This window comes from Amycolatopsis solani (assembly GCF_033441515.1).
Lineage (GTDB): Bacteria > Actinomycetota > Actinomycetes > Mycobacteriales > Pseudonocardiaceae > Amycolatopsis > Amycolatopsis solani.
The window spans coordinates 623,435-649,993 of the sequence record NZ_JAWQJT010000001.1 but is presented as its reverse complement, the minus strand read 5'-3'; the positions used below and the strand labels follow the sequence as shown (position 1 = coordinate 649,993).

The following is a 26,559-nucleotide window of genomic DNA, read 5'->3' as shown; positions in this document are numbered from 1 at the left end:
TTTTCGTGGGGTGGCGGCCTTTTCATTTCAGGTGTTTGCTCAGTTGTTTCGCTTCGCCGGGGACCACGCTGATGTACCCGTCGGCTTGCGCGATGCCCACGCGTCCGGCTTCGAGGTCGAGGTAGCTGAGGGTTTTGTCGTCGCTGTGCAGTTGCCCGACGCCGAAGTGGTGCTGGTTCAGCAGGGCGTCGAGCTCCTTAGCCTCACGGCTGCGTGCGGGGGAGTCGTCGAAGACGTCACTGACTTCTTTCGGTCCTTGGAAGTCTGCTTGCGACACCGTGAAGGGCTTGATCGGCGCAGGTTTGCCGGGCGGCAGCTTCGCGACCAGCGCGTCGGCGGGGTGGACGTCGGCGTCACACAGTTCGACCCGGTTGCCCCGGCAGACGACGGTGACGCCGGTGTGGCTGTCTCTTGCGGAGAGAATGCCGATTTGCCCAGTCAGGTCGCGGGCGTAGGCGTGGAGTGCTGTCGTGGGTTGGTCGATGACGTGGAGGATGTCCTCGAATTCGGGGGTGAAGGCGTTGCCCTGGGTGAAGCCGTATTCGCTGAGTTCTTCGAAGGCTTCACGGTTGATCCGGCCTTTCGCGGACGGCGGGATGTAGCGAAGCCCGCCGGCGAAGACGGGGTGCGGGTCGCCGCTACCGACGTTGCGGAGGGCGGTGAGGAGGGTGTCGAGCGAGAGGTCGGCTCTGAGCATTACCGTTTGGCCCGGTTTTCACCGATCACCGGGGGCATCGGCTTTTCGATGAAGCCACCGAAGGTGTCGTCGGGATCGGGGTTTTGCAGGTAGGGGTTTTTCTTCTTTTCGCGGTCTTCTTCTTTGCCACGACCGTTCCCCATGGGGGCGCCGACGGGCATGCCGTTGGCGCCTCGCGGCCCGGCAGTGCCCCGCGCGGGGGCGCCGGGGAGGCGTTCTTCGGGAAGCCGTGCTCCGGTGCCTACGCCGGGTCCCATGCCGGGTCCTGGGCCGCGTCCGCCTGCGGGGTTTCGTGCGCCGGGCTGGTTCGTGCCACCGGTGCCGGTTCCGGTGCTGTAGTTCCCCGCGCCCCCGGTGCCGAAGCCGCCTGTGCCGTACCCACCGGCGTTATACCCGGTGTTCCCGCCAAGGTTGCTGACGGCCTGCCCAGTAGGCCCGAACTCATAACCCCCTTGCGCAGCCGGCGGCATGACAGGCTGGGGAACGTAACTGTCGGCATGCGTCTGATCTGTTGTTGTTCCAGGCCGATCCACATGCATCCCACCGGCGATCCCCGGCTGCTGAACCTGATCCTGCGTCTGACCGCCAATCTGATCCGGCCTCTGGTCTTGCCCGGTCCGCCGATCCTGCTGCACCGGAACGGCAGGCTTCCTCGCCCATTCCCCGGTGTCCGTCGGCCCAGAGGTCTTCCGGCCAGGCTTGTCGGTCGTGTGCTGCGTACCGTCATCCAAGGAAACGGGAGCCCCGGATTCGGCAAGCTGCGCGTACTGCGACGGCATGCGGCCACCGTTGGCGGTACTGGCGGAGTGGTAGGCACTGAAGGCGTCGATGTTGGCCTGACTGTCGGCCTGCCACCGGGTGACTTTGGTGTCGTAGGAGTTCCAGCCTTCGCCGTTCAGCGCGTTGATGACGTCATCAGCAGTGAGCTCGGGCGGCTGCGGAGCAACGGGCTTGACGGAGTTCTTGGCGGTCCCGAAGGACCCCATTTGAGCACTGACAGCACTCTGCGCAGTCTTGAGATGAACGGCATCATCAGCGGCAGCCCTGACAAGAGGAAGAGTGGCATCCCCAGCAGCCTCCCCGGCGGCCCCCTGCCAACCGGACATGGTCTTGGCGCGGAGGGCACTGATCCGCTGAGCCCGCTCAACCATCCGGTTGGTCAGCTGGTCGGCACTGTCATGCGCGTCACCGAGCGAGTCAACGCCTTTGCCGCCGGTGAGCTGCTCGTAGATCTGCGCCGCAGTGAGCGGTCCTTCCGTGACCATTATTTCGCTCCACGAAGGTTGCCTAGCACCAGTGAGGCCACATCGCGAGCAGCCTCACACGGATCTTTTTTGCCGATGTTTGCTTCCGATTGACCGACGGCGATGTCGACTGTCTGGGTGTCGCTGGTACCAATCGCTATCTGGCATCTGCCGCGACCGGCTCGATCATCGGCGAGACCGTACGCTACGGCCGGGTACCCATCGACTGGAGCCAAAGGCAGGAAAAACCGGTACTTGGCTTCGTAGACGCCGGTCAGCCCGCGATTGCTTACGTTGGTGAAGATCACCAGAACGGATGCTTGGGTTACCTGTGGTGGATTGGCGCTGCAACTTGGACCTGCCGGGGCCTCCAGGTCTGCCTGAGGGGTGACGCCTTGCCCCAGCAGTTCTGAGACCTGGTCTGCAGTCAGCGCGTCGCAGGGCGACTGTTTGAAGCGTGCGACATCGATCGGTGTCTGGACCTTCGGCACACCTGGTCCCGGTAAGCCCGAGGTCGAAGGGAGTGTCGATGGCTGATCAGAGTTCGAAACCGTAGGTGATGCAGTACCACCAGTGGAGGTCGTGCAGGCATTGAGGAGCAGCGCCGATGCGCCCAATGCGATGAGAATGCGGCGCATCAGAGGCTGCCTCCGGTCTGGTTCACGTTGTCGACCTGCGTATCCTCCGTCGCTGCGTACTTGCCCAGAGCAGCTTGGAGTTTCTTCGCCATCGACCGGCAGTATTCTTCACGTGCCACCAAGGTTGCATGCAAGCTGTCGCCGGATGCCCTCACCTTTTCGGCGTTGCCGCTACTCGCGTACTCGATCCCGGGGCCTTCAGCTTGTTGGAGTGCGGCGGCATAGCTCTGATCCCTGGCGAACTCGTTCGCCAGCTCGTTCCACTCCCGCACCAGCTCGTGCAGCGTCGCCTCGTCGTACGCGAACCCAGCCCCGCCCGAGCCCCCGTCGGCGGGCCCGTAAGACCCAGCCCGCCGCACCCCATCAGGGCCCGGGAGTGACCAATCCGGCGAGTAAACCGGCGGCTCAACCACGAGCCACCACCGAAGAAACCAAACCCGTCGTCATCAGCTCTCCCCTAGCCAACAGTGCGCTCCACCCCGAGCACCCTGCGTATCCGACGCACCGCACCCTACCAGGGTTCCGCGAAACAACGCGAAACACCGCGAAACACCGCGAAACACCGCGAAACAACGCGAAACAACGCGAAGACCAAGAAAGACCGCGAAAGAAACGGGGGCCGCCACAAAGGCGGCCCCCGCGAACCTCAAGGTGTCGGAGAACAGGAAGTGTGTCCCAGCACCACCTGTCCGCTGATCCCCGACGCCGGCAGGAAATCGATCCGCAACATCGTCAACCCGATACTCCCGTCGCCCGGCAGGTTCTGCGTGTTGAACACCGCGTTCGCCAGAACCGTTCCATTCGACTTCTTGATCGGCGACACATACCCGACCGGAACCGGGCTCGGCGGGTTCGCGATTCCCGACATCCCGCCGAACGACCAGCTCGCGTTCGTCTGCGTCTGCGTCGCCGTGCACTTCACCGTGAACGTCGACAGCTTGACGCGCGGCCCGCCCGCGCTCACCAGGGCGGAGAGTTCGAAGTTCTTGCCCGTTGCCGTCGAGAGGGTCGACGTCGCGTCCGTGTCCGGGTCCGTCACCGTCGTGGTGCAGGACGAGGTGCCGCCGCCGAACTTGATGCCCGTTTGCGTGACCGCCGCGGCCGTTGTGCTGGTCGGGCCGTCGATCGAGCAGTGACCCTGGGTAGGCACAGTGATCGTCGAGCCCGCTTTCGTGAATTGGGCCGAGCCGATGTCGGCCACGCCCGGTTGCGGGGTGGCCAGGGCCGGGGTCGCGGTCGCCGCGAGTGCGGCCGACAACAGTGCTCCGGCGAGAACGGTGGTGGTGCGCATGTCGCTGTCCTCCTTGCCGACCGGTGGTGCTGCCGGTCCTCAAGGCTGAATATCCGCCCGCCGGAGACGTCCGTTGCGCCCGAAATCGTCAACCACCCGTTCGTGGATCATGAACCACCCCCTCCGGTGACCCGGCCGGGTGTCATGTTCGTCACCGTTTCCGCAGGACAGCGGGTAAACGACCGCGCGGGGTAGCCACTACGCTCAAGGGACAACCCGACCGGTGCACGAGTAGAAGCGGAGCCGACGTGTCTGTGCCTTCCCCAGCCCCCGGGGCGGGATCCCTCCCCGCTGCGCCGGGTGGCGCCCTCGAGGACCTGCGGGCGTCGGTCGGTCTGCGCATCGCCGACGACGCCCTGCTCCGCGCCATCGCCGGCGGGCTGGCCGACGTCGAGAAGCTGCTTCGCGAGGTCGTCCGCAGCGACGTCCAGGCCGTCAACGACGCCGCGTTGCACCTGGTCGAGGCGGGGGGCAAACGCTTCCGTCCGCTGTTCACCCTGCTCTCCGCGCAGTTCGGCCCGAAGCAGGACGACCACGTCGTGATCGCCGCCGCCGCGGTCGAGCTGGTGCACCTCGCCACGCTCTACCACGACGACGTCATGGACGAGGCCGACATGCGGCGCGGCGCCGAGAGCGTCAACGCCCGCTGGGACAACACCATCGCCATCCTCACCGGCGACTTCCTCTTCGCGCACGCCTCGCGCCTGGTCGCCGACCTCGGCACGGACGCCGCGCGGATCATCGCCGAGACCTTCGGCGAGCTGGTCACCGGCCAGATGCGCGAGACCGTCGGCCCCGGACCGGGTGACGACGCCGTCGCGCACTACCTCACCGTGATCGCGCAGAAGACCGGCTCGCTGATCGCCACGTCCGGCCGGTTCGGCGGGATGATGTCCGGCGCCGCCGAGGAGCACATCGAGGCGCTGCGCCGGTTCGGCGACATCATCGGCACCGCGTTCCAGATCTCCGACGACATCATCGACATCGCGTCGCCGTCCGACGAGCTCGGCAAGGCGCAGGGCACCGACCTGCGCGAAGGCGTCCGCACGCTGCCCATGCTGTACGCGCTGGCCGACCCCGGGACCGACCCCCGGCTGGTCGAACTGCTGTCCGGCCCGATCGGCGACGACGCCCTCGTCCAGGAGGCGCTGGAGCTGCTGCGCGCCAGTAGTGGACTCGAACGCGCACGCGTCACCCTTTCCGACTACGCTCAGCGCGCGCGAGCCGAGCTCACCGCGTTGCCCGCGTCACCCGCCCGGGACGCTTGCGAGTCGGTCGCCGACTACCTGGTCGCGCGCACGCACTGAACTAGGGGCAGAGAAAGATGTCCATTTTCGGACAGGTTTGGCTGTGGAGCCTGGCGGCGTTCTTCGTCGGGGTGCTCCTGACCTGGCTGGTCCTCGTGCTGCCGCTCCGCAAGAGCGTCCGCAAGCTCGAGAGCTCGCTGGCCCAGGCCCACGCCGACGCCGCGCGCACGCCCGCGAACGCCGGTGCCGCCGGCACCCAGGTGTTCTCGCGGCCGGAACCGCGGCCCGAGCCACGGCCCGAGCCGATGCCGTCCCGCCAGGAGACGTCCTACCCGGGCACGCTGGTCGCGACGCCGCCGATCCACCGCGACGACGTCCACGACGACATCGACCAGGACTTCGCCGAGCTCGACTCGCAGGTGCTGACGCGGACGTCGCCGGAGCCCGAGCTCGAGGAGACCTACGAGCCGGAGCCGGAACCCGCGGACGACGACGACCCGTACCGGGCCGCGGCGACGCAGTTCCTGACGCCGGTCCCCGAGCCGGAGCCGGAAGCGGACCCCTACCGCTCCGCCGCGACCGAGTACCTGGTCCCGGACGACGAGCCCGAGCCCGCCACCCCGGCGCTTTCGCGCCTGGAGCAGCAGCTCGACCCCGATTCGTCGGCCGGGTCGCTGTTCCAGTCGCCGTCGGACGAGCCGCACACGCCGGATCCGGACTGGTTCGACCACGAGCCGCCCGCCGAGCGGTCGGCGTTCGAGGAACCGATGGAGCGCACGCGCTACCTCAGCGCGCACGCCGGTTCGGAGCCGGAGGAAGAGGCCGAGGAGGCCGAGCCGCCGCAGTACGCGTTCGGTGGTGACGAGGCGACCGGCGGCGAGCTGGACGTGCCGCCGGAGACCCCGGCCGAGTCGACCCAGGTGCTGCCGAAGCGGCAGCCGCGCGAGGCGACGGTCCGGGGCGGCTTCGACGCGCCCCAGCCGATCCAGCCGTCGATGCGCACGGTCGAGCGCCGCGACCCGGACCTGTCCGGCGGGCACAGCGGCTCCCTGTTCGAGCCGTCGGTGCAGCCGAACCAGGCCGCGCTGTCCGCGCCCGAGCCGCCGCCTGCGCGGCAGGCGGCGGAGGACGCGGTCCCGCCCGGCCCGTTCGGCCCCGGCTCGGCGATGCCCCGCCCCGGCGGCGGCGCGCCCAGCGACGGCTTCGCGGTGAAGGCGAGCGTCACGGCGTTGCGGTACTGCACGGAGGAATCGGCGCAGTTCCCCAAGATGGTCGCCGAGGTCTGGTTCCGGACCGCCGAGGACGCCGAGCGCGTCGGGTTCCGCCCGCTCACCTGAGCTTGAAAGCCGTGAAGGCCTCCTTACCGGCCATAAGAGCCGGTAAGGAGGCCTTCACGGCGTTGGGCTAAGCGACGGTCCAGGTGTCCTTGCCCCGCAGGAGACCCTGCAGGTCCGGGGTGCGGGCCGCGCGGGCCTGCTCGACCTGGGCGCGGGCGCCGTCGTCGTACGTCGGGCGCTCGACCTGGCGGAGGATGCCCGTCGGGACGTGGTTGAGGCTCTGGTCGCCCAGGCGCGACAGCGCGAACGCGTACGACGTGTCGACGATCGACGGGTCGTGCACCACCACGTTGTCCTCGCCGATGTCCGCGACCTTCGCGACGTCCAGGCCACCCCACTCGCCGCGCTTGACACCGAACTCCTGGTTCGGGCCGAAGCGGATCGGCTCGCCCGCGCGCAGCGGGATCAGCCGCGTCGCGGCCTCGTCGGCGTCCTTGAGGACGTCGAACGCGCCGTCGTTGAAGATCGGGCAGTTCTGGTAGATCTCGACCAGTGCCGACCCGCGGTGCTCGGCCGCGGCCTGCAGGACCTCGGTCAGGCCCTTGCGGTCGGAGTCCATCGCGCGGCCCACGAACGACGCCTCCGCGCCGATCGCCAGCGACAGCGGGTTGAACGGCGTGTCCACCGAACCCATCGGCGTCGACTTCGTGACCATGCCCTGGCCCGACGTCGGCGAGTACTGGCCCTTGGTCAGGCCGTAGATCCGGTTGTTGAACAGCAGGATCTTGATGTTCACGTTGCGGCGCAGCGCGTGGATCAGGTGGTTGCCGCCGATGGACAGCGCGTCGCCGTCACCGGTGACGACCCACACCGACAGGTCCGGGCGCGTGGTGGCGAGCCCGGTCGCGATCGACGGCGCGCGGCCGTGGATCGAGTGCATGCCGTAGGTGTTGAGGTAGTACGGGAAGCGCGACGAGCAGCCGATGCCCGAGATGAAGACGATGTTCTCGCGCTTGAGCCCCAGCGTCGGCAGGAACGACTGGACCGCGTTCAGCACGACGTAGTCGCCGCAGCCGGGGCACCAGCGGACTTCCTGGTCCGACTTGTAGTCCTTGGCCTTCTGCGGCTCGTCGGTCGTCGGCACAAGGTCGAGGCCGCCGACGGTCGGGAGCCCGATGTCGATCGCGGTCATTTCGCCGCCTCCGTAGTGATGATCTCCGAGAACAGGTCCTGCAGCTCTTCGGCCTTGAACGCCATGCCGGCGACCTTGGTGTGGCTGTGGACGTCCACCAGGTACTTCGCCCGCAGCAGGAGCGCGAGCTGGCCCAGGTTCATCTCCGGCACCACGACCTTGTCGTAGCTGCGCAGGACGTCGCCGAGGTTGGCCGGCAGCGGGTTGAGGTGGCGCAGGTGCGCCTGCGCGATCGGCATGCCGAGCTTGCGCACCCGGCGGCACGCGGCGCCGATCGGGCCGTAGGACGAACCCCAGCCCAGCGCCAGCACGCGCGCCTTGCCGCCGGACGGGTCGTCGACCACGACGTTCGGGACGTCGATGCCGTCGACCTTCGCCTGCCGCAGCCGGACCATCTTCTCGTGGTTGGCCGGGTCGTAGGAGATGTGGCCGGTCTTGTCGGCCTTCTCCAGCCCGCCGATGCGGTGCTGCAGGCCCGGCGTGCCCGGGATCGCCCACGCGCGGGCGAGCGTCTCGGGGTCGCGGACGTACGGCCAGAACTCGCCGGAGTCGTTGTCCGCGTTGGGTTCGGACGCGAACTCGACGCGCAGGTCGGGCAGCGCCTCGACGTCCGGGATCAGCCACGGCTCGGAGCCGTTCGCGATCGCGCCGTCCGAGAGCAGCAGCACCGGGGTGCGGTACTTCAGCGCGATGCGGGTGGCCTCGATGGCCGCGTCGAAGCAGTCCGCGGGGGACAGCGGCGCGACGATCGGCACCGGCGACTCGCCGTTGCGGCCGAACATCGCCTGCAGCAGGTCGGCCTGCTCGGTCTTGGTCGGCAGGCCGGTCGACGGGCCGCCGCGCTGGACGTCGACGACGACCAGCGGCAGCTCCACCATCACGCCGAGACCGACGGCTTCGGACTTCAGCGCGACACCCGGGCCGGACGTCGAGGTGACGCCGAGCGCGCCGCCGTAGGACGCGCCGAGCGCGGCGCCGATGCCGGCGATCTCGTCCTCGGCCTGGAAGGTGATGATGCCGAAGTTCTTGTGCTTGGACAGCTCGTGGAGGATGTCCGACGCCGGCGTGATCGGGTACGTCCCGAGCAGGATCTGCAGGCCGGAGCGCTGCCCGGCGGCCACGAGCCCGTAGGCGAGCGCCGTGTTGCCGGTGATCTGCCGGTAGGTGCCCTGCGCCAGCTTCGCCGGGGCGACCTCGAACGTCGTCGCGAAGGACTCGGTCGTCTCGCCGTAGTTCCAGCCCGCGCGGAAGGCGAGGATGTTCGCTTCGGCGATGTCCGGCTTCTTCGCGAACTTCTCGCGCAGGAACCGCTCGGTGCCCTCGGTGGGCCGGTGGTACATCCAGGACAGCAGGCCGAGCGCGAACATGTTCTTGCAGCGCTCGGCGTCCTTCTTGCCGAGGCCGGTGTCCGCGAGCGCGCCCTGGGTCAGTGTCGACATGGCGACGCGGTGCACCTGGTAGGGCGCGAGCGTGTCGTCGTCGAGCGGGTCGGTCGCGTAGCCGACCTTGACCAGGTTGCGCTTGATGAAGTCGTCGGTGTTCAAGATGATCGTCCCGCCCTGCGGGACGTCGGCCAGGTTCGCCTTCAGCGCGGCCGGGTTCATCGCCACCAGGACGTCCGGCCGGTCGCCGGGCGTGAGGATGTCGTAGTCGGCGAAGTGCACCTGGAAGGAAGAGACGCCGGGGATGGTGCCCTGCGGGGCGCGGATCTCGGCGGGGAAGTTCGGCATCGTCGACAGGTCGTTGCCGAAGGCGGCGGCCTCGGAAGTGAAGCGGTCACCGGTCAGCTGCATACCGTCACCGGAGTCGCCGGCGAACCGGATGACCACCCGGTCGAGCTTGCTGACCTCGGTCGTCCTGGTCGCGGCGAGCGAGCCGTGACCAGCGCCGTTGCCGTTCGCACTCGTGCTCATGAGTCAGGGATTCCCTCTCTCCCGACGTTGCGGCCGTCGATCGCCCGCCCGGCGCCGTGACACGCGGATCACCAGGCACTACCACGAGGTTAGCTCGCGCCCGGCGACCATGTTTCCGCGCGTCCGGGGTCGCTGGCGACCTCTGTCATGCGCTGTCGGTCTTCTGTGCTGGTCCGACAAATACCTGTGACCGATGGTAACGGTTAACTTAGGGGCCCTGTTGTGATGCGCATCTCGCGGGTGGGGTCCACACCGTGGGATTCAGGAGCGCGACCGGATCCGCGCCCGCAGCGCCTCGACACGCTCGGCGAACTCCGGCGAGGCCAGCGACGCCAGCTGCGGCTCGATCTCGACGTCGACGGCGTCCGCGTGGGCGGCCAGCGACGCGGTCGTCCGGAGGCTGCGCTTGGTGGCCAGGAGAGCTTCGCGCGGCGCGGCGACGGCCGGCGCGGCGAGCTCGCGGGCGGCCGCGAGGAGGTCGTCGTGCTCGCCGTCCACCACGCGCAGCGCCAGCCCGGCGCGGACCGCGGCTTCGGCGTCGAGCGGTTGCCCGAACAACGTCATCGCGGCGGCCTGCTGCGGCCCGGCCCGGCCAGGCGCTGCGTCATCCAGGTCATCCCGCCGCCGGGGTGCAGCCCGAGCTCGAGGAACCGGGCGACGAACTTCGCCCGCGGCCCGGCGAGCCGCACATCGGCGGCGAGCGCGAGGTTCAGCCCGGCCCCGACGGCCGCCCCGCCGACGGCGGCGATGGTCGGCAGCGCACACCGCGCGACGGCGAGGAAGCCGTCGTAGATGGCGCGCAGGCCGGCTTCGTCGGCGTGGCTGAGCGCGGAGAGGTCGGCGCCGGCGCAGAAGGCGGGCGGAGTCCCGGTGACGACGACGGCGTGCACGGAAGCATCCCGCTCGGCGGCCTCGACGGCGGCCACGAGCTGGGCGGAGAGGTCGAGGGTGAGCGCGTTGCGGCTGCCGGGCGCGTTGACGGTGAGGAGCGCGACGCCGCCGGCGTGCTCGCTGACGATGCTGTCGGTCATCGGGCCAGGGTATTAGTGGGGCATGGGGGAAATGCTGGTGGTGCTGGTCGGCAATCTGCTGACGATGATCGACATGACGGAGTTGTTCGGCGGCCGCCGCCGACGTTCGCGCCGGGCGGCTTCCGCACGGGGGGAGCGGGTGTCGGTCCCGTGTGTGCTGCGGTCCGAGGAGCTGACGGCCGGCCGGGAGCGCCGCGGGTGGGTCGCGGTGGGCGAGGGGCCGGTGACCTGGCGGACGCCGGGCGCGGAGCCGGTGCCGTTCGACCCGGGTGAGCTGACGATGCAGGCGGTGGACCGGCAGTCGGTGACGTTCCACGCGGCGGGCGGGCGCACGGAGCTGCGGCTGCACCCGGATGAGGCGTCGTTGGTGCTGCGGGCGCTGGCGGGCTGAGCGTCCCGGAACTGTCGGTCCCCGCCGATAAGCTGGAAGCCGGGGGCCGGAGGCGCGCCCACCTCAACTCTCCGGCGTAGGCGGCCGCTCCAACAGTCGCGAAAGGACCACCGTCGACACCGTCCGGTCCACGATCTCCAACCCCCGCAGCCGCTCCAAAGCCGTCTCCAGATGGTGGATGTCCGCCGCCCGGAGGTGGACGATCGCGTCCGCCGCGCCGGACACCGTGTACGCCGCCACCACCTCCGGCAGCGGCTCCAGGCGGGCTCGGATGCGGGCCGGGGTGATGTTGCCCTGGCAGGTGACCTCGACGAACGCCTCCGTTCCCCAGCCGAGGGCCTCCGGATCCACCACCGCCGTGAAGCCGCGCAGGATGCCCGTTTCCAGGAGCCGGTCGACCCGCCTCTTGACCGCCGGGGCGGACAGGCCGACCACCTTGCCGATCTCCGCGTAGCTGGAGCGCGCGTTCGCCACGAGGCACGAAACGATTCGCTGGTCGATGGTGTTCACACGCAACACTTAGCACAGATGTGCGCAGCGAACAGCGATTGATTGCGGAATTAGGCAGACCTTACCCTGCAATCATGCAGGAGATGCGTGTACCGACCACCCGTCGATACCTGATGTGCCCGCCGCGCTTCTTCGCGGTGGACTACGTCATCAACCCCTGGATGGACCCGACCCGGCCGGTCAGCGCCGACGTCGCCGTCGCGCAGTGGACCGAGCTGCGCGACACCTACCGCCGCCTCGGCCACACCGTCGAGGAGATCGACCCCCAGCCCGGGCTGCCCGACATGGTCTTCGCCGCGAACTCCGGCACCGTCGTCGACGGCCGCGTGCTCGGCTCGCGGTTCCGCGCGCCGCAGCGGACGGCCGAGGCCGAGCACTTCCGCCGCTGGTTCGTCGAACACGGCTACCGCGACATCACCATGCCCGAGAAGGTCAACGAAGCCGAGGGCGACTTCGCCTGGACGGGCACGCTGCTCCTCGCCGGCACCGGCTTCCGCACCGACCCGGCCGCGCACGCCGAGGCGCAGGAGGTCCTCGGCGTCCCGGTCGTCTCGCTGCAGCTGGTCGACCCGCGCTACTACCACCTAGACACGGCGCTGTTCGTGCTCGCCGAAGCCACCGACACGACCCGCGCGCAGATCGTCTACTACCCGGAGGCCTTCTCGGCCGGCTCGCGCCGCGTGCTGCAGCGGTTGTTCCCGGACGCCGTGCGCGCGACGAAGGAAGACGCCGAATGTTTCGGCCTCAACGGGGTGTCCGATGGTCGTAATGTCGTCCTCCCCACGGAGGCCACTCGATTGGGTGAGTTGCTTGCGGAGCGTGGTTACGAGCCGGTCTACGTCGACATCTCCGAGCTGCGGAAAGCCGGTGGCGGCCCGAAATGCTGCACCCTGGAGATTCGCAAAGGGTGAATCCGTCCGAAACCTGTAACTCACCCGTTTGCCACGGCGATTAATCGAAGTAACAAATCGACTACTCGCGGTGGCAGGCGGTGGAAGTGGTGGCGGTCGTCCTCGCTGTGCACGGGATCGGACGGCCCGCCCGCCAGCTCGACCCGGGCGAGGACGAGCGCTGGCTCACCGTCGAGCAGTTCGACGACGTGCTCGACGTCGCCGAGCGGGACGACGTCCACCTGACCTTCGACGACGGCAACGAGTCCGACGTCGAGATCGCGCTGCCGCGGCTGCTCGACCGCGGGCTCACGGCGGAGTTCTTCCCGCTGGCCGGCCGCCTCGGGCAGCGCGGCTACCTCGACCGCGAAGGCTTGCGCGAGCTCGTGCGCGCCGGGATGGAGATCGGCTCGCACGGCTGGGAACCGCGTGACTGGCGGCGGCTCGACGACCGGCACGCCCGCCGCGAGCTGACCGACGCGCCGAAACTGCTCGGCGACCTGTGCGGGCAGCCGGTGCGGCGGTACTCGCTGCCGTTCGGCGCCTACGACAAGCGCGTGCTGGAGCGGCTGCGGCAGGCCGGCGCGACGCGCGTCTACACGAGCGACGGCGGAGCGGCCGAGCGCGACGGCTGGCTGCAGGCGCGCACGGAGCTCCGCCACGACCTCGACGGCGACTGGCTCGAGGGTGTGCTGGAAGGCAGTCACCGGCGGCCGCATTGGGTGACGCGGCTGTTCCGCCGCGGTTAGCGCCGGTTTTGTCCGGTCGGCCGACCGGTCGCTTTGCCGGTGATCGGAACACGGTCCAGACCAATATTCCCAGCCCGCGTCCGATGAGCAGCGTTTTCGTCAAATCCGGCCGCATGATGGGAAATTCCCGCACCCGGAGGTCTTGAACCCGGCGCCTTCCGCGGTGCATCCTGGTGCCCCGCCGCCGTAAGGAAAGTTTCCTAACTAAAGGGAGCACCGGGAAATGCGGAAACTGATCCTGCTCGCGACCCTGGCGCTGGCTTCGGCCATGATGCCCGCCACGCTCGCCACCGCCGCGCCGGCGGCACCGGCCACGCCGGCGACCGTCGAAGCCGGCCCGACCGCGGCCCAGCTGCTGGCGAAGACGAACAGCTGCCGCCAGATTTCGAACGGCAAGTACAAGACCGACGAAGACGTCTCGAGCAAGACGGTCGCCGTCTGCGACGCCAACGGCGCCGTGTTCTGGAAAGCCGACATGGACATCGACTGCGACGGCCAGCGCTCGACGCAGTGCAACGAAGACACCGACTGCTGCTACCAGGACGACACGGCGTTCCACCAGTCCGACGGCAAGCCGCTCAACGCCGCGAAGCTGCCCTACATCGTCGTGCCGAGCTCCAGCAGCATCTGGAAGTACACGTCGTCGCAGCTGAAGGGCGGCGGGTCCTGCGCGGTGATCTACAACGGCAAGGTCGAGTACGCCGTCATCGGAGACACCGGCCCGTCGCAAATCATCGGCGAAGCGTCCTATGCGACGGCGAAGGACCTCGGCATCAACCCCGACCCGTCCAACGGCGGCACCGACTCCGGCGTGACGTACATCTGCTTCAAGAACTCGACCGTCTCGCCGATCGAGAACCACTCCAACGCGATCAGCAAGGGCGAGAGCCTGGCGACCACCTTCGTGAACAACAACTGAACCCGCGCATTCACGGGGCCGGTCCGCGAGCGAGCGGATCGGCCCCGTGGTGCGGTAACCACTGACCGCCGACGCGCCGACCGTGTTGATCACCCACTGCAAGATGCATTCCGGGACTGAATCGAGACACGTTTCGGGCGAGTAATCCGTTGCGCCTCACGGTCCTCTCACGCTTTACCCCGTTCGCCGCCCGTGCGGTAACGATCCAGGGGGTCCCGCCGACCAACCTGAGGGTCGCGCGGAAAAGCGGAGGTTTTGGCGTGAAGATCAGTGTCTTCGGACTCGGTTACGTCGGTTGTGTTTCCGCCGCTTGCCTGGCGGGGCAGGGGCACCGGGTGGTCGGCGTGGACGTCAACCCGGTCAAGATCGACCTCATCGCCGCCGGCAAGGCGCCGGTCGTCGAGGAGCGGATCGGCGAGCTGACCGCCGAAGTCGTCGCGAGCGGCGCGCTGAGAGCCACGACCGACGTCGCGGAAGCCGTCGCCGACAGCGAGATCTCGCTGGTCTGCGTCGGCACGCCGTCGGCGCCGAACGGCAGCCTCTCGACGGTCTACCTCGAGCGCGTCGCCGAGGAAATCGGCGAGGCGATCGCGAAGAAGACCGAGCGGCACACCGTCGTCTTCCGCAGCACGATGCTGCCGGGCACCTGCCTGGACCTGCTGATCCCGATCCTGGAGAAGGCGTCGGGCCGCACCGCCGGCGTCGACTTCGGCGTCGCGGTGAACCCCGAGTTCCTGCGCGAGGGCACCAGCGTCAAGGACTTCTTCGACCCGCCGAAGACCGTGATCGGCGAGATCGACGAAGCCAGCGGCGACGCCGTCGCGGCGTTGTACGAGGGCCTGCCCGGGCCCGTCTTCCGTGTGCCGATCCCGGTCGCGGAGATGACGAAGTACGCCGACAACTCCTTCCACGGCCTGAAGATCGGCTTCGCCAACGAGCTCGGCTCGATCTGCCGGGCGCTGGGCCTCGACTCGCACCAGGTGATCGACGTCTTCCTCGCCGACACCAAGCTCAACGTCAGCCCGGCCTACCTCAAGCCCGGCTTCGCCTTCGGCGGCTCGTGCCTGCCGAAGGACCTGCGCGGGCTGGTCTACGCCGCGCACCGCGCCGACGTCAGCGTGCCGATCCTGTCGCACGTGCTCGCGTCCAACGACGAGCACCTGCAGCGCGCGTTCGACCTGGTCGCTCGCACCGGGAAGCGCAAGGTGGGGCTGTTCGGCCTCTCCTTCAAGCCGGGCACCGACGACCTGCGCGAGTCCCCGCTGGTCGAGCTGGCCGAGAAGCTGCTCGGCAAGGGCTACGACCTCAAGATCTACGACGCGAACGTGAGCCTGTCGCGGCTGATGGGTGCCAACCGCGAGTACATCGAGGGCCGGCTGCCGCACCTCGGCCAGCTGCTCGCCGGGTCCGTCGAAGAAGTCATGGACCACGCCGACGTCCTCGTCGTCGGCTGCAAGGACCCGGACGTGCTGGCGGCCCTGCCGCACGGCGGCGACCGGGTGCTCGTCGACCTCGTCCGCCTGCCCGACGCGGCGACGCGTCGCCTTGAAGAGGGATATGCCGGCCTTGCCTGGTAAAGCGCTCATCCTCGTCGAAAACCTCTCCGTTCCCTTCGACCGGCGGGTCTGGCAGGAGTCCACGACCCTGCGCGACGCCGGGTGGGAAGTCCACGTGATCTGCCCGCAGGGCACGAAACGCGACACCGAGGCCGAAGCCGTCGTCGACGGCGTCCACATCCACCGCTACCCGCTGAAGGCGGCGACCGGCGGCCCCGCCGGCTACCTGCAGGAGTACGGCAGCGCGCTCTGGCACACCCTGCGGCTGGCCCGCAAGGTCGGGCCGGTCGACGTCGTCCACGCCTGCAACCCGCCGGACCTGCTGTACGTGGTCGCGAAGGTGCTGAAGCGCCAAGGCGCGAAGTTCATCTTCGACCAGCACGACCTCTGCCCGGAGCTGTACCTCTCGCGCTTCGACCGCGGGCAGGACCTGCTCTACCGCGGGGTGTGCGCGCTCGAACGCGCCACCTACCGCGCCGCCGACGTCGTCATTTCGACGAACGAGAGCTACAAGCAGGTCGCCCGGATCCGCGGCGGCAAGAAGCCCGAGGACGTCTTCGTGGTGCGCAGCGCCCCGGTCGTCGAGCGGTTCCACGAAGTCCCCGCCGAGCCCGAGCTGAAGAAGGGCAAGCCGCACCTGCTGGCCTACCTCGGCGTGATGGGCCCGCAGGACGGCGTCGACTACGCCCTGCGCGCGCTCGCGAAGCTGCGTGACGAGGTCGGGCGCACCGACTGGCACGCGGTGTTCGTCGGCTCCGGTGACGCCTTCGACGACATGGTCGCGCTCTCGGCGAAGCTCGGGCTGGCCAACCAGGTCGAGTTCACCGGCCGGATCCCCGACGAGGACCTCGTCCGCTACCTCTCGGCCGCCGACGTCTGCCTCTCGCCGGACCCGCTCAACCCGCTCAACGACGTCTCCACGATGAACAAGGTCATGGAGTACATGGCGATGAGCAAGCCGATCGTCTCGTTCGAGCTGCGCGAAGCGCGCGTTTCGGCGGGCGACGCGGCGGTCTACGCCCCGGCCAACGACGAATCGGCGTTCGCGAAGCTCGTCTCGCAGCTGCTCGACGACCCCGAGGAGCGGGTCCGGATGGGCAAGCTCGGGCAGGCCAGGGTCGCCGGCGCGCTCTCGTGGGAGAACTCGGCGAAGAACCTGCTCGCCGCGTATGAGCACGCCGTTAAGTCTTGATCGCCGTTGGGTCAAGAACTCACCGGACGTGTAACCAATGCTCCCGATCCGACGACGGTTCGGGTAACCGGCCGATCCACTGACCCCGTTCGGCGTACCCGTCTCAGGAATGGAGATCCAGCCGTTGACTGATGACACGGTGCGCCTGGCCCTGATCGGGCAGGTGATCCGGCGGCGATGGCGGTTGCTGACCGCACTCGCCGTCCTCGGCGCGGCGATCGGCGCCGCGGCGTCGTTCCTGCTCTCGCCGGGCTACCAGACGTCGTCGAGCGTGCTGCTGCAGGGACCGCGGCAGGCCGACGAGCTCCTGACCCAGGCCGAGGTCGCGACCAGCTCGGTCGTCCTCGACCGCGCGGCCGCGCAGCTGGCGTGGCACCCCAGCGGCGCCGACCTGAAGAAGCAGGTCAAGACGTCGGTGTCGAACGGCAACGTCGTGACGATCACCGTCTCGGCCGACACCGCCGAGCACGCCCAGCAGCTCGCCGACCAGGTCGCGCAGCAGTTCGTGAAGTACTCCGGGCAGCTGGCGAGCAACTCCGCCGACGCGTCGGTGCAGCTGGCCCAGGAACTGCGCGAGACGCTGCGCAACCAGGTCAAGCTGACCACCGAGAAGATCAGCGACATCGCCAAGAACGTCGGCGGGGACCTCACCGTCGAAAGCGTCCAGGTCCGCACCCAGCTCGAAGGGCTGCGGACGTCGCTGGAGCAGGCCATCAACGACCTGAACCAGGCCGACCTCGCCACCGGCATCGGCAACACCGTCGTGATGGGCAGCGCCGAGCGCCCGGACGGGGCGGCCGCGCCGACGCTGACGCAGCTCGCTGTCGGCGGCGCGGTGCTGTTCTTCCTCGCCGGCGTCTTCGGCCACCTGTTCACCGCCCGCGCCGACCGCCGGCTGCGCGGCGAACCGCAGATCGCGTCCGCGCTCGGCGCGCCGATCCTCGCCGGCGTCGACGTCACGACACCGCAGGGCGACCGGCTCCCGGCGACCGGCCTCGCCGGCAAGGTGCGGCGGCTGCTGGGCGGCGACCGGCCCTGGGTGCTGCCGCCGGTGGCGACCTCGGCCGACGAGGTCAACCGCGACATCCGCTACCGGAGGGTGCTGGCTCGGCTGTCGACCGGTCCCGCCGACGTCCTGCTCCTGGTGGGCGACGACGACGAGACCGGACGGCTGGCCGCCGAGCAGCTCGCCGGGCTGGCCGACCGGCTGTCCGTGCCGCTGCGCGTCTTCGAGTACTCGGCCGAGCGGCCGACCGTGCCGGACGCGGGCAGCGACTCCGGCGTCCTGGTGGTCCTCGGCGCCGGCACCCGCACCGCGTGGGAACTCGTCCGGCTCGCCGAAGCCTGCGCCGACGCCGGCCAGGAGATCGTCGGCGCCGTCCTCACCCACCCCGTCCGACCGGCCGAGCCGGAGAAGAAGCCCGAACCCGCGGCGGAAGCCCCCGAGAAAGCCCTGGCAGGTTCGGCGTGACGACTACCCCCGAAACCCCGGCGGCCCCGCTGGTCGACCTGCAGCGCCTCTTCATCGCGATCCGCCGCCGCAAGCGCTTCTGGCTCGCGACGGCGCTGCTCGGCCTGATCGCGGGCGCGGCGGTCGGGATCGTGCTGCCGGCGCCGCCGACCGCGGTCGCCAAGGTGATCGTCGTCCACCAGGACGACTCGCCGACCGACAGCGGCACGCTCATGCGCACCGACGTCGCCGTGCTGTCGACGACGAAGATCGCCGAAGGCGCGCTGAAGAAGCTCAACAGCACCGAAGCGCCCGAAGAGTTCATGAAGAACTACGCGGGACTCGGCCTGACGAACAACGTCCTGCAGATCACCGTCAAGGCCAAGAGCAACGAAGAGGCCGTGGCGCAGGCGCAGGCGCTGGCCGACACGTTCATCGCCGACCACGTCCAGCGCAGCCAGGCCGCCGCGGCCGCGCAGTCGAAGGCCATCCTCGACCAGCGCAAGAACGCCCAGGACGAGCTGGCCAAGGTCGACCAGCAGATCGCCGACGAGACCGGCAAGGGCCGCAACGCGAACGCCAGCACCCTCGAAGGCCTCTACGGCCGCCGGGCCGCGCTCGCTTCGCAGGTCTCCGACTTCGACTCGCGTGCACAGCAGGCCGGCATCGGCAGCCCGCAGGTCGCCGCGGGCACGCAGATCGTCGACGCGCCCCGCGCGCTGCCCAAGGCGTTCCTCAAGACCACCGCGACCAACGCCGGCATCGGGTTCGCGCTGGGCCTGGCCCTCGGGCTCGCGCTCGTCGCCGTCGGCGCGGTGTCGCGCGACCGGCCGGTGCTGCGCCGCGAAATCTGCGCGCACCTCGGCGCGTCCGTGCTCGCCCAGCTGCCGTCGAAGCGCCGTGGCCTGGCCAGGGTGTGGAAGCGCTCGCGGGTGGTGTCCGAACGCGAGCGCGTCGCCACGACGCTCGCCCGCGTGATCAAGAAGGACCCACGCGGGGTGTCGGTGCTCGAACTCGGCGCGCCGAAGGTCGCCGCCGCGCTCGCCCTCGACATCGCGGCCGAGCTGGCGAACGGCGGCCGCGCGAGCGTCGTCGACGACCTGCCCGGCGAGCACGTCCGCAAGCTCGCGCAGGAGACCAAGAGCGAAGTCCCGGTCGTCAGCGCCGCCGAGGCGGAGGGCGAGCCGGGCGAACGCCGCATCGGCGTCGGCACGGTCGCCCCCGGCACGGCGTGGACCGACCTGGAACACCTCGGCGCGGAGACCGTGCTGGTCGTCAAGGCCGGGCACGCCAACACGCTCTGGCTGCACACGGTCGCGCGGCAGCTCGCCGACCAGCGCATCCCGATCATCGGCGTGGTGCTGGTCGACCCGGACCCGCGGGACAAGTCCGACGGCACGCTGTGGGACGGCCTGCACACGGCGTTGCGCGGCCGGGCGGGCCAGGCACCCGCGACCCCGCACGTCGTGGCGGAGCAGGAAGACCGGCTCGACGAGCTGGCCGCCCGGATCGCCGAGCGCGTCGCCAAGGCCGAGCCGACGACGCGCCGGTTCGTCCCGGTCCGGCCGGTGCTCCCGCCGGCGCTCGCCACGCCCAAACCGCCGGCCGCACCACTGCCGGCCCCCGGCTCCGTCAGCGTCCCGGACCACCTGGACGCCCCGACGAAGAAGTTCGCCCCGGTCAAGCCGCCGAAACGGCCGACGCCGTTCAAGCGCGACCACGGCGAGCCCGCCCACAAGGGCGAACTGAACGCCGAACTCGAGCCAGAAAAGAACGCGGAAGTTTCGTGACACCGCGCGCGACCTGAAGGGGAGCCCACTCGAGATGTGCGGCATCGCAGGCACCTACCTCTGGCCGGACGGCGGGCCGCTGACCGACCGGCTGACCAAGACGCTGGCCCACCGCGGTCCGGACGGCTCCGGCCGCTACGACCACGCGACCGGCGCCGGCTCCGTCCACTTGGGACACCGACGGCTGTCGATCATCGACCTGTCGGAAACCGGCGCTCAGCCGATGGTCCTCGACGGCCTCGCGCTGAGCTACAACGGCGAGCTGTACAACGCCCCGGAGCTGCGGGCCGAGCTTTCCGCGGCCGGGGTGCGCTTCCGGGGGACGTCCGACACCGAGGTGCTGCTGCAGGCGTGGCGGCGCTGGGGCACGGACTGCCTGCCCAAGCTGCGCGGGATGTTCGCCTTCGCCATGTTCGAAGAGGGCACCGGCGAGCTGTTCCTGGTCCGCGACCAGCTGGGCATCAAGCCGCTGTTCTTCGTGCAGCGGAACGGCGGGGTCGCGTTCGCCTCGGAGCTCAAGGCCCTCGCCGGTGAGCTCGGCGGTTCGCTGCAGATCGACAGCGGTGCGCTGATCGCGTCGCTGCTCTACTACTGGGTGCCGGACAGCCGGTGCGCCTACGCGGGCGCGGAGAAGCTGCAGCCGGGCACGTGGCTGCGCTGCCGCCCGGACGGCCAGGTCGACCGCGGGCGCTTCTGGTCGTTGCGGGAGGTCGCCGAGGAGGGCGCCGCCTTCGACGGCGAAGTCGACCTGCACGCCGTCATCGCGGAGTCGACGGCCAAGCACCTGCTCTCCGACGTCCCGGTGGCGACGTTCCTGTCGGGCGGGCTGGACTCCAGCTACCTGACGGCGCTGGCCGCGCGCTCGCAGCCGGGCATTTCGGCCTACACCATCGGGTTCCGCGCCGAGGACGCCAAGTTCGAGGCGATGCCGGACGACCTCAAGTACGCCCGGATCGTGGCGGAGAAGTTCGGCGTCGACCTGCACGAGATCGAGATCGCGCCGCAGGTGCTCGACCTGCTGCCGAAGATGACCTACCACCTCGACGAGCCGATCGGCGACCCGGCGGCGATCAACTCGTTCCTGATCTGCTCGGCCGCGCGCGAGGCCGGCGTCAAGGTGATGCTGTCCGGGATGGGTGCCGACGAGCTGTTCGCCGGCTACCGCAAGCACCTCGCGAACCTGATCGCGCTGCGCTACCACAAGGTCCCGGGCGCGGTGCGCAAGCCGGTCGAGTCCCTGGTGGACCGGCTGCCGGTGGCGTCGGCCAAGCGCGGGTACCGGTCGGTGCGGTTCGCGAAGCGGTTCCTGTCCTTCGCGGGGCTGCCGGAGGAGACGGCGTTCCGGCGCAGCTACACGATGTACGACCGCGCGGAGCTGCTCGACCTGGTGAACCCGGACCTCGCGCCGGTCGTCGACGACGTCCTGACCGAGCACTCGGACACCTACAACGACCAGGCGCTCGACGACTTCGTCAACCGGATGTGCCTGGCCGACTCGCGGCTGTTCCTGCCAGGGCTGAACCTGACCTACACCGACCGCTCGACGATGGCGGCGTCCACCGAGGTGCGCACGCCGTTCGTCGACGTAGAGGTCGTGCGGGCGGCGTTCAAGATCCCGGGCAGCAAGAAGATCGTCGGCCGCGCCGGCAAGGTGGCGCTGAAGAACGCGGCGCTGAACATCCTGCCGAGCGAGATCGTGCACCGGCCGAAGGGCCTGTTCAGCGCGCCGCTGCGGGCCTGGATGAGCCGCGACCTGGCGCCGTTGGTGCGCGAAGTCGTCAACGAAGGCGTGCTCGTTTCTTCCGGTTTCCTGCAGCGCGAGGCCCTGCAGCGCATGGTCGCCGAGGACGCCGCCGGCCAGGAAGACCGCGGCAAGCACCTCTGGCACGTCTTGACCCTTGAGTACTGGTACCGGAACGCGATGGCGGGAGCGAAGTGAAGCAGGTAGTCCAGAACTACAAGAGCGGTGAACTGGCGCTGCTGGAAGTCCCCGAGCCGGCCTGCAAGCCGGGTGGCGTGCTCGTCCGCACGGTGTATTCGCTGATCTCGACCGGCACCGAGATGATGAAGGTGTCCGAGGCCAGCATGTCGTTGGTGGGCAAGGCGAAGGCCCGCCCCGACCAGGTCGCGAAGGTGATGCAGAGCGTCGCCACGAACGGCCTTTCCGCGACCTACCGCAAGGTGACGTCCAAACTGGACTCCTACACCCCGCTCGGCTACTCGCTGTGCGGCGTCGTCGAGCAGGTCGGCGACGGCATCACCGACGTGGCCGTGGGCGACCTCGTGGCGTGCGCGGGCAACGAGCACGCGCTGCACTCCGAGCTGAACTGGGTGCCGAAGAACCTCTACTCGCGCGTCCCGGCCGGCGTCGACCCGCGGCACGCGGCGTTCGGCACCGTCGGCTCGATCGCCATGCAGGGCGTCCGCCGCGGCGAACCGCAGATCGGCGACGTCGCGCTCGTGATCGGCCTCGGCCTGATCGGCCAGCTCGTCGTCCAGCTGCTGACGTCGTCCGGCGTCCGCGTCGTCGGCGTCGACCCGGACCCGGAGCGCTGCAAGCTCGCCGAGAGCCTCGGCGCGCTCACCTGCGCGCACCCGGCGTCCGGCATCGTCGACAACGCCGTGGCCGAGCTGACCCACGGCGCGGGCGTCGACCAGACGTACCTCGCCGCCGGCGGCAACACGAACGACCCGGTGGAGCTGGCCGCGAAGCTGTCGCGCGACCGCGGCCGCGTGATCGACATCGGCAAGTGCAAGCTCGACCTGCCGTGGAACGCCTACTACGAGAAGGAACTGGACGTTCGCTTCTCGCGGTCGTACGGCCCGGGCCGCTACGACCCGTCGTACGAGCTGGAGGGGCGTGATTACCCGATCGGCCAGGTCCGCTGGACCGAGCGCCGCAACCTCGAGTGCGTCCTCGACCTGATCGCCCGCGACCGCCTCGACGTCGAGCCGCTGATCACGCACGTCTCGGACTTCTCCGAGGCGGTTTCGACGTACCGGTCGCTGAACGAAGGCGCCTTGAAGGCGGTGGCGGTGCTGTTCCGCTACCCGGACGCGGTCGCCCGGACGGAGCCGGTGGTCACGTCCGCGCGGGTCGGGGTGACGTCGGCGTCACCGGCCGCCGCGTTGCCGGCCGGGCAGCCGGTGCGCCTGGGCTTCATCGGCGCGGGCAACTACGCGTCGTCGATGCTGCTGCCGCACCTGGTCGAGCGCTCGGACGTCCAGCTCAAGCACGTCGCGACGACCTCAGCCCTGTCCGGAGCCAACGCCCGCCGCAAGTTCGGCTTCGCCGAGGCGTCCACGGACATCGACAACGTCCTCGGCGACTCCTCGATCGACGCGGTCTTCGTGGTGACGCGGCACAGCTCGCACGCGGAGCTGACGCGCCAGGCGCTGCTGGCGGGCAAGACGGTGTTCGTCGAGAAGCCGCTGGCGCTGTCGGAGCCGGAGTTGCAGAAGGTCCTCGACGCGATCGAGGAGTCCGGCAACGACCGCCTCCAGGTCGGTTTCAACCGCCGTTTCGCCCCGCTGCTGCACGAGGCCAGGGCCCAGTTCGGCCCCCGAGTTGGCCCGGCGACGGTCCGCTACCTGGTCAACGCGGGCCGCCTCGACCACGGCAGCTGGTACAACCAGACCGACACCGAGGGCTCCCGCTTCGCGGGCGAGGGCGGCCACTTCATCGACACGGTCAGCTGGCTGCTCGACGCGGACCCGGTGTCGGTGTACGCGACCGGAGACCTCCAGGTCACCCTCGGCTACGAGGACGGCTCGACGGCGGTGATCACGTACGCCGAGACGGGCTCATCGGGCTTCCCGAAGGAAACCCTGGACCTGACAGCCGACGGCAAGGTCCTGAAGTTCGACGACTACGTCCGCGCATCGGTGTACTCCCGCAAGAAGTGGGCGAGTTCCCGCATCCCGAAGGGCCGCGACAAGGGCCAGGCGGCGGAGGTCGACGCGTTCCTGACGGCGGTCCGCACGGGCGCGCCGATGCCGATCTCGGTGTCGTCACTGGCGGCGACCACGCTGGCGACCCTGGCCGCGCAGTCGAGCGTCGCGAACGCGGCCCCGGTGCGGATCGAGCTGCCGCAGAAGACGGGCGCCCCGGCATGACGAGCGGCGTGGGCCCGGCGGCTGCCGGCCTGGTCGCGGACGGCGGGTGCCCGGTGATGGCGGGCGTGGCGCAGGCCCGGCTGGAGCCCTCGCGCAAGGCGAGCGTGGCGCGGGGCCGACTGGGGCGGGCGGGCGTGGCGCCGGCGGCTGCCAGCCGGGGAGCGGGCGAGCCTGGCCTTGTCGGGGCGGTCGCTGAAGGCGGGTGCCCGGCGGTAGCGGGCGTGGCGCGGGCCCGGCTGGAGCCCTCGCGCAAGGCGAGCGTGGCGCCGGTGCGGCTCGAGCGGTCGCGGCGGGCGGGCGTGGCGTCGGTCCGGCTGCGGACGGCAGGGGCCCGGACATGATGGGCCCCGGCTGGTACCTGCGCCGGCTGTCCCGCATGGGGCCGGCGGAGGTCGTCGGCCGCGCGCGGCATGCCGTTGTGCAGCGGCAGTGGCGGTCGGGCTTGCCGATGGCGCCGGAGTGGCCGTGGCACCCGCGGTTCACCGCGACGTTGCCCGCCGGCGTGCTGGGCAAGGTGTCCGCCGAGGCGGTTTCGCGGCTCCTGGCCACCGCCGACGAGCTGATGGCGGGCCGCGCCGAGTACTTCGGCGTGGTGCGCTCGGACATGGTGTCGCCGGACTGGTTCCTCGACCCGAAGACCGGCCGCCGCGCGCCATCGGACGTGTACGCGTTCGACGTCCCGTACCGGTCGGAGGACGAGGTCGGCGACATCAAGCAGATCTGGGAGCCCTCGCGCCACCAGCACCTGACCGTGCTGGCCGCCGCGTACGCCCTGACCGGCACCCCGGCCTACGCCACGCGCGTGGCCGCCCACCTGCGTTCGTGGTGGGCGGAGAACCCGCCGCTGCAGGGCCCGCACTGGGTGAGCGGCATCGAGCTGGGCATCCGGCTGCTGTCGTGGGTCTGGACGCGCCGCCTGCTCGACGGCTGGGCGGGCGCACCGGAGCTCTTCGAGGACAACCCGGACTTCCAGCTCCAGCTGTGGCACCACCAGAACTGGCTCGCGAACCTGCGCAGCCACGGCTCGTCGGCCAACAACCACGTGATCGCCGAGGACGCCGGCCTGCTGGCGGCGGCCTGCGCGTTCGGCTGGTTCCCGGAGTCGGCGGCGTGGCGGGCTTCGGCGACGCGTTCGCTGGACGTCCAGCTCGGTCGCAACACGTTCCCGTCGGGGTTGAACGCCGAGCTGGCGTCCGAGTACCACGGCCTGGTCCTGGAGCTGGGCCTCGCGGCCGCCCTCGAAGCCGACGCGGCGGGTACGCCGGTGCCGGACTCGACGTGGGACGTCCTGCTCCGGATGACCGACGCCCTGGCGTCCATTGTGGACAACAAGGTGCACCCGCCCCGCCAGGGTGACGCCGACGACGGCTTCGGCCTGATCGTCGACGGCGTCGAAACCCACCGCTGGGCATCGTTGCTGGCTTCCGGCGAGGTGCTGTTCGGCCGCCTGGACTGGTGGCCCCCGGTCCCGGGCGACGACGTCCGCACGCCGCTGCTGGCATCGCTGGCCGCACGCACCCCACGAGCCACCGGCATCCGGCCCGGTCGCCGTCCGGCGCACCTGCGCGACGCGGGCATGACGATCTTGCGTTCGGGCCGCGTGTGGGCCCGCTGCGACGGCGGCCCCCACGGCTTCCTCTCGATCGCGGCCCACGCCCACGCGGACGCGCTGTCGGTGGAGGTCCGCCACGACGGCGTGGAGATCCTGGCCGACCCGGGCACGTTCTGCTACCACGGCGAGCCCCAATGGCGGTCGTACTTCCGCTCGACGCTCGGCCACAACACCCTGGAACTGAACGCCCGCGACCAGTCGATCTCGGGCGGCCCGTTCCTGTGGACCCGCCACGCGGTGACGAAGGTGCTGGACGTCCGCACCCCACCCGACGGCCCCAGCCACTGGTCGGCGGCCCACGACGGCTACGCCCCGGCGGTCCACCGCCGCACGGTCGAGCTGGACGGCGAGGTGCTGACGATCGTCGACGAGGTCCTGGGCGAGCAGGGCTCGCCGGGACGCTTGGCGTTCCACCTGGGCCCGGCGGTGACGGTCATGCTCGACGGGACGACGGTCCACCTCCGCTGGGCCGCGCCCGGTGGGATGGCCGACGTCTCGACCGCGAGCGAGGCCGGCGAGGCCGCAGTCGCCGCTCGCGGTCAGGTCAGCCGGGCTGAGGCCGCCTCTCGCGGCGAGGTCGGCGCTTCCGCCGCCGGTCGGGCGGGGCACCTCGGTGCCGTGGCCGATCCGCTCGTCGGCCAGCTGTCCGGTTCGCTCGCCGGGGCCGGTGTGGGTGTGCGGACCGCTGTGCTCGAGCTGCCGCCCGAGTTGTCCTGGAGCGTGCACCGCGGTGAGGTCGAGCCGCCGCTCGGCTGGTACTCCGCGGGCTTCGGCCGGAAGGAACCCTCGACCACCCTGATCGGCTCCGGGACTCCCGGACAGCTCACCACCCTGCTCCGCTTCAGTTAGGACCC

At 70.1% G+C, this 26,559-nt stretch carries 22 protein-coding genes and 1 pseudogene; 14 read left to right on the top strand and 9 right to left on the bottom strand.

Annotated elements, in window-relative coordinates:
• Window positions 1-22: 22 nt before the first annotated feature.
• From SD460_RS03260 to SD460_RS03240, 5 genes are all read right to left on the bottom strand, one after another.
• On the bottom strand, window positions 23-697 hold the full coding sequence (locus SD460_RS03260) for an ESX secretion-associated protein EspG (RefSeq protein WP_290051304.1): 675 nt from the start codon (window positions 695-697) through the stop codon (window positions 23-25).
• Window positions 697-1,962: a hypothetical protein gene (locus SD460_RS03255; protein ID WP_290051303.1), complete on the bottom strand. Its 1,266-nt coding sequence runs from the start codon at window positions 1,960-1,962 to the stop codon at window positions 697-699. Before SD460_RS03255 ends, SD460_RS03260 begins: the two co-directional genes overlap by 1 nt.
• Window positions 1,962-2,579 (bottom strand): DUF3558 domain-containing protein, encoded by a 618-nt coding sequence (locus tag SD460_RS03250; protein ID WP_290051302.1) that lies wholly within the window; start codon window positions 2,577-2,579, stop codon window positions 1,962-1,964. The genes SD460_RS03255 and SD460_RS03250 overlap by 1 nt, the downstream gene beginning before the upstream one ends.
• Window positions 2,579-2,851 (bottom strand): hypothetical protein, encoded by a 273-nt coding sequence (locus tag SD460_RS03245; RefSeq protein ID WP_290051300.1) that lies wholly within the window; start codon window positions 2,849-2,851, stop codon window positions 2,579-2,581. The genes SD460_RS03250 and SD460_RS03245 overlap by 1 nt, the downstream gene beginning before the upstream one ends.
• 374 nt (window positions 2,852-3,225) lie before the next feature.
• Window positions 3,226-3,870 (bottom strand): hypothetical protein, encoded by a 645-nt coding sequence (locus SD460_RS03240; protein WP_290051297.1) that lies wholly within the window; start codon window positions 3,868-3,870, stop codon window positions 3,226-3,228.
• A gap of 254 nt (window positions 3,871-4,124) precedes the next feature.
• Here SD460_RS03240 and SD460_RS03235 point away from each other — a divergent pair, with 254 nt between their 5' ends.
• Complete coding sequence (locus tag SD460_RS03235) at window positions 4,125-5,177, top strand: polyprenyl synthetase family protein (protein ID WP_290051377.1); 1,053 nt, start codon at window positions 4,125-4,127, stop codon at window positions 5,175-5,177.
• A gap of 17 nt (window positions 5,178-5,194) precedes the next feature.
• The gene (locus SD460_RS03230; protein ID WP_318305903.1) at window positions 5,195-6,454 is read left to right on the top strand and encodes a sunset domain-containing protein; all 1,260 of its coding nucleotides are present in this window, start codon (window positions 5,195-5,197) and stop codon (window positions 6,452-6,454) included.
• Between the two features lie 67 nt (window positions 6,455-6,521).
• On the opposite strand, the gene SD460_RS03225 is transcribed toward SD460_RS03230, so the two are convergent.
• The 3 genes and pseudogenes from SD460_RS03225 to SD460_RS03215 all read right to left on the bottom strand — a co-directional run bounded on the left by SD460_RS03225 (window position 6,522) and on the right by SD460_RS03215 (window position 10,530).
• Window positions 6,522-7,586, bottom strand: coding sequence for a 2-oxoacid:ferredoxin oxidoreductase subunit beta (locus tag SD460_RS03225; protein ID WP_290051294.1), 1,065 nt, complete (start codon window positions 7,584-7,586; stop codon window positions 6,522-6,524).
• Window positions 7,583-9,499, bottom strand: a complete 1,917-nt coding sequence (locus tag SD460_RS03220) for a 2-oxoacid:acceptor oxidoreductase subunit alpha (RefSeq protein ID WP_290051291.1) — start codon at window positions 9,497-9,499, stop codon at window positions 7,583-7,585. The genes SD460_RS03225 and SD460_RS03220 overlap by 4 nt, the downstream gene beginning before the upstream one ends.
• Window positions 9,500-9,760: 261 nt before the next feature.
• Window positions 9,761-10,530: pseudogene (locus SD460_RS03215) on the bottom strand (enoyl-CoA hydratase).
• Between the two features lie 22 nt (window positions 10,531-10,552).
• On the opposite strand from SD460_RS03215, the gene SD460_RS03210 reads away from it, so the two are divergent.
• A complete protein-coding gene (locus tag SD460_RS03210) occupies window positions 10,553-10,921 on the top strand; it encodes a hypothetical protein (RefSeq protein ID WP_318305902.1) in 369 nt (122 codons plus the stop codon).
• A gap of 63 nt (window positions 10,922-10,984) precedes the next feature.
• On the opposite strand, the gene SD460_RS03205 is transcribed toward SD460_RS03210, so the two are convergent.
• On the bottom strand, window positions 10,985-11,431 hold the full coding sequence (locus SD460_RS03205; RefSeq protein ID WP_155548792.1) for an Lrp/AsnC family transcriptional regulator: 447 nt from the start codon (window positions 11,429-11,431) through the stop codon (window positions 10,985-10,987).
• A gap of 83 nt (window positions 11,432-11,514) precedes the next feature.
• Between SD460_RS03205 and ddaH the strand changes: the two genes are divergently transcribed.
• The 11 genes from ddaH (at window position 11,515) to SD460_RS03150 (ending at window position 26,554) form a co-directional block, all read left to right on the top strand.
• The gene (gene ddaH / locus SD460_RS03200; RefSeq protein ID WP_438860555.1) at window positions 11,515-12,342 is read left to right on the top strand and encodes a dimethylargininase; all 828 of its coding nucleotides are present in this window, start codon (window positions 11,515-11,517) and stop codon (window positions 12,340-12,342) included.
• 80 nt (window positions 12,343-12,422) lie between these two features.
• Window positions 12,423-13,070, top strand: a complete 648-nt coding sequence (locus SD460_RS03195; RefSeq protein WP_290051284.1) for a polysaccharide deacetylase family protein — start codon at window positions 12,423-12,425, stop codon at window positions 13,068-13,070.
• Window positions 13,071-13,293: 223 nt separating this feature from the next.
• Window positions 13,294-13,989, top strand: coding sequence for a glycoside hydrolase family 75 protein (locus tag SD460_RS03190; RefSeq protein WP_290051281.1), 696 nt, complete (start codon window positions 13,294-13,296; stop codon window positions 13,987-13,989).
• Window positions 13,990-14,249: 260 nt separating this feature from the next.
• The gene (locus SD460_RS03185; protein ID WP_290051279.1) at window positions 14,250-15,566 is read left to right on the top strand and encodes a nucleotide sugar dehydrogenase; all 1,317 of its coding nucleotides are present in this window, start codon (window positions 14,250-14,252) and stop codon (window positions 15,564-15,566) included.
• On the top strand, window positions 15,547-16,737 hold the full coding sequence (locus SD460_RS03180) for a glycosyltransferase family 4 protein (protein ID WP_290051277.1): 1,191 nt from the start codon (window positions 15,547-15,549) through the stop codon (window positions 16,735-16,737). The genes SD460_RS03185 and SD460_RS03180 overlap by 20 nt, the downstream gene beginning before the upstream one ends.
• A 109-nt stretch (window positions 16,738-16,846) precedes the next feature.
• Window positions 16,847-18,208, top strand: a complete 1,362-nt coding sequence (locus SD460_RS03175; protein ID WP_318305901.1) for an exopolysaccharide biosynthesis protein — start codon at window positions 16,847-16,849, stop codon at window positions 18,206-18,208.
• On the top strand, window positions 18,205-19,977 hold the full coding sequence (locus SD460_RS03170; protein ID WP_290051274.1) for a Wzz/FepE/Etk N-terminal domain-containing protein: 1,773 nt from the start codon (window positions 18,205-18,207) through the stop codon (window positions 19,975-19,977). Before SD460_RS03175 ends, SD460_RS03170 begins: the two co-directional genes overlap by 4 nt.
• Before the next feature lie 34 nt (window positions 19,978-20,011).
• Window positions 20,012-21,916, top strand: coding sequence for an asparagine synthase (glutamine-hydrolyzing) (gene asnB / locus SD460_RS03165; protein WP_290051272.1), 1,905 nt, complete (start codon window positions 20,012-20,014; stop codon window positions 21,914-21,916).
• Window positions 21,913-24,093, top strand: a complete 2,181-nt coding sequence (locus SD460_RS03160) for a bi-domain-containing oxidoreductase (protein ID WP_290051270.1) — start codon at window positions 21,913-21,915, stop codon at window positions 24,091-24,093. Before asnB ends, SD460_RS03160 begins: the two co-directional genes overlap by 4 nt.
• Window positions 24,090-24,434 (top strand): TrbL/VirB6 family protein, encoded by a 345-nt coding sequence (locus SD460_RS03155; RefSeq protein WP_318305900.1) that lies wholly within the window; start codon window positions 24,090-24,092, stop codon window positions 24,432-24,434. Before SD460_RS03160 ends, SD460_RS03155 begins: the two co-directional genes overlap by 4 nt.
• Window positions 24,431-26,554 carry a heparinase II/III family protein gene (locus tag SD460_RS03150; RefSeq protein WP_438860554.1) on the top strand — a complete coding sequence of 708 codons (2,124 nt, stop codon included), beginning with the start codon at window positions 24,431-24,433 and terminating at the stop codon, window positions 26,552-26,554. Before SD460_RS03155 ends, SD460_RS03150 begins: the two co-directional genes overlap by 4 nt.
• The last annotated feature ends 5 nt before the right edge of the window (window positions 26,555-26,559 follow it).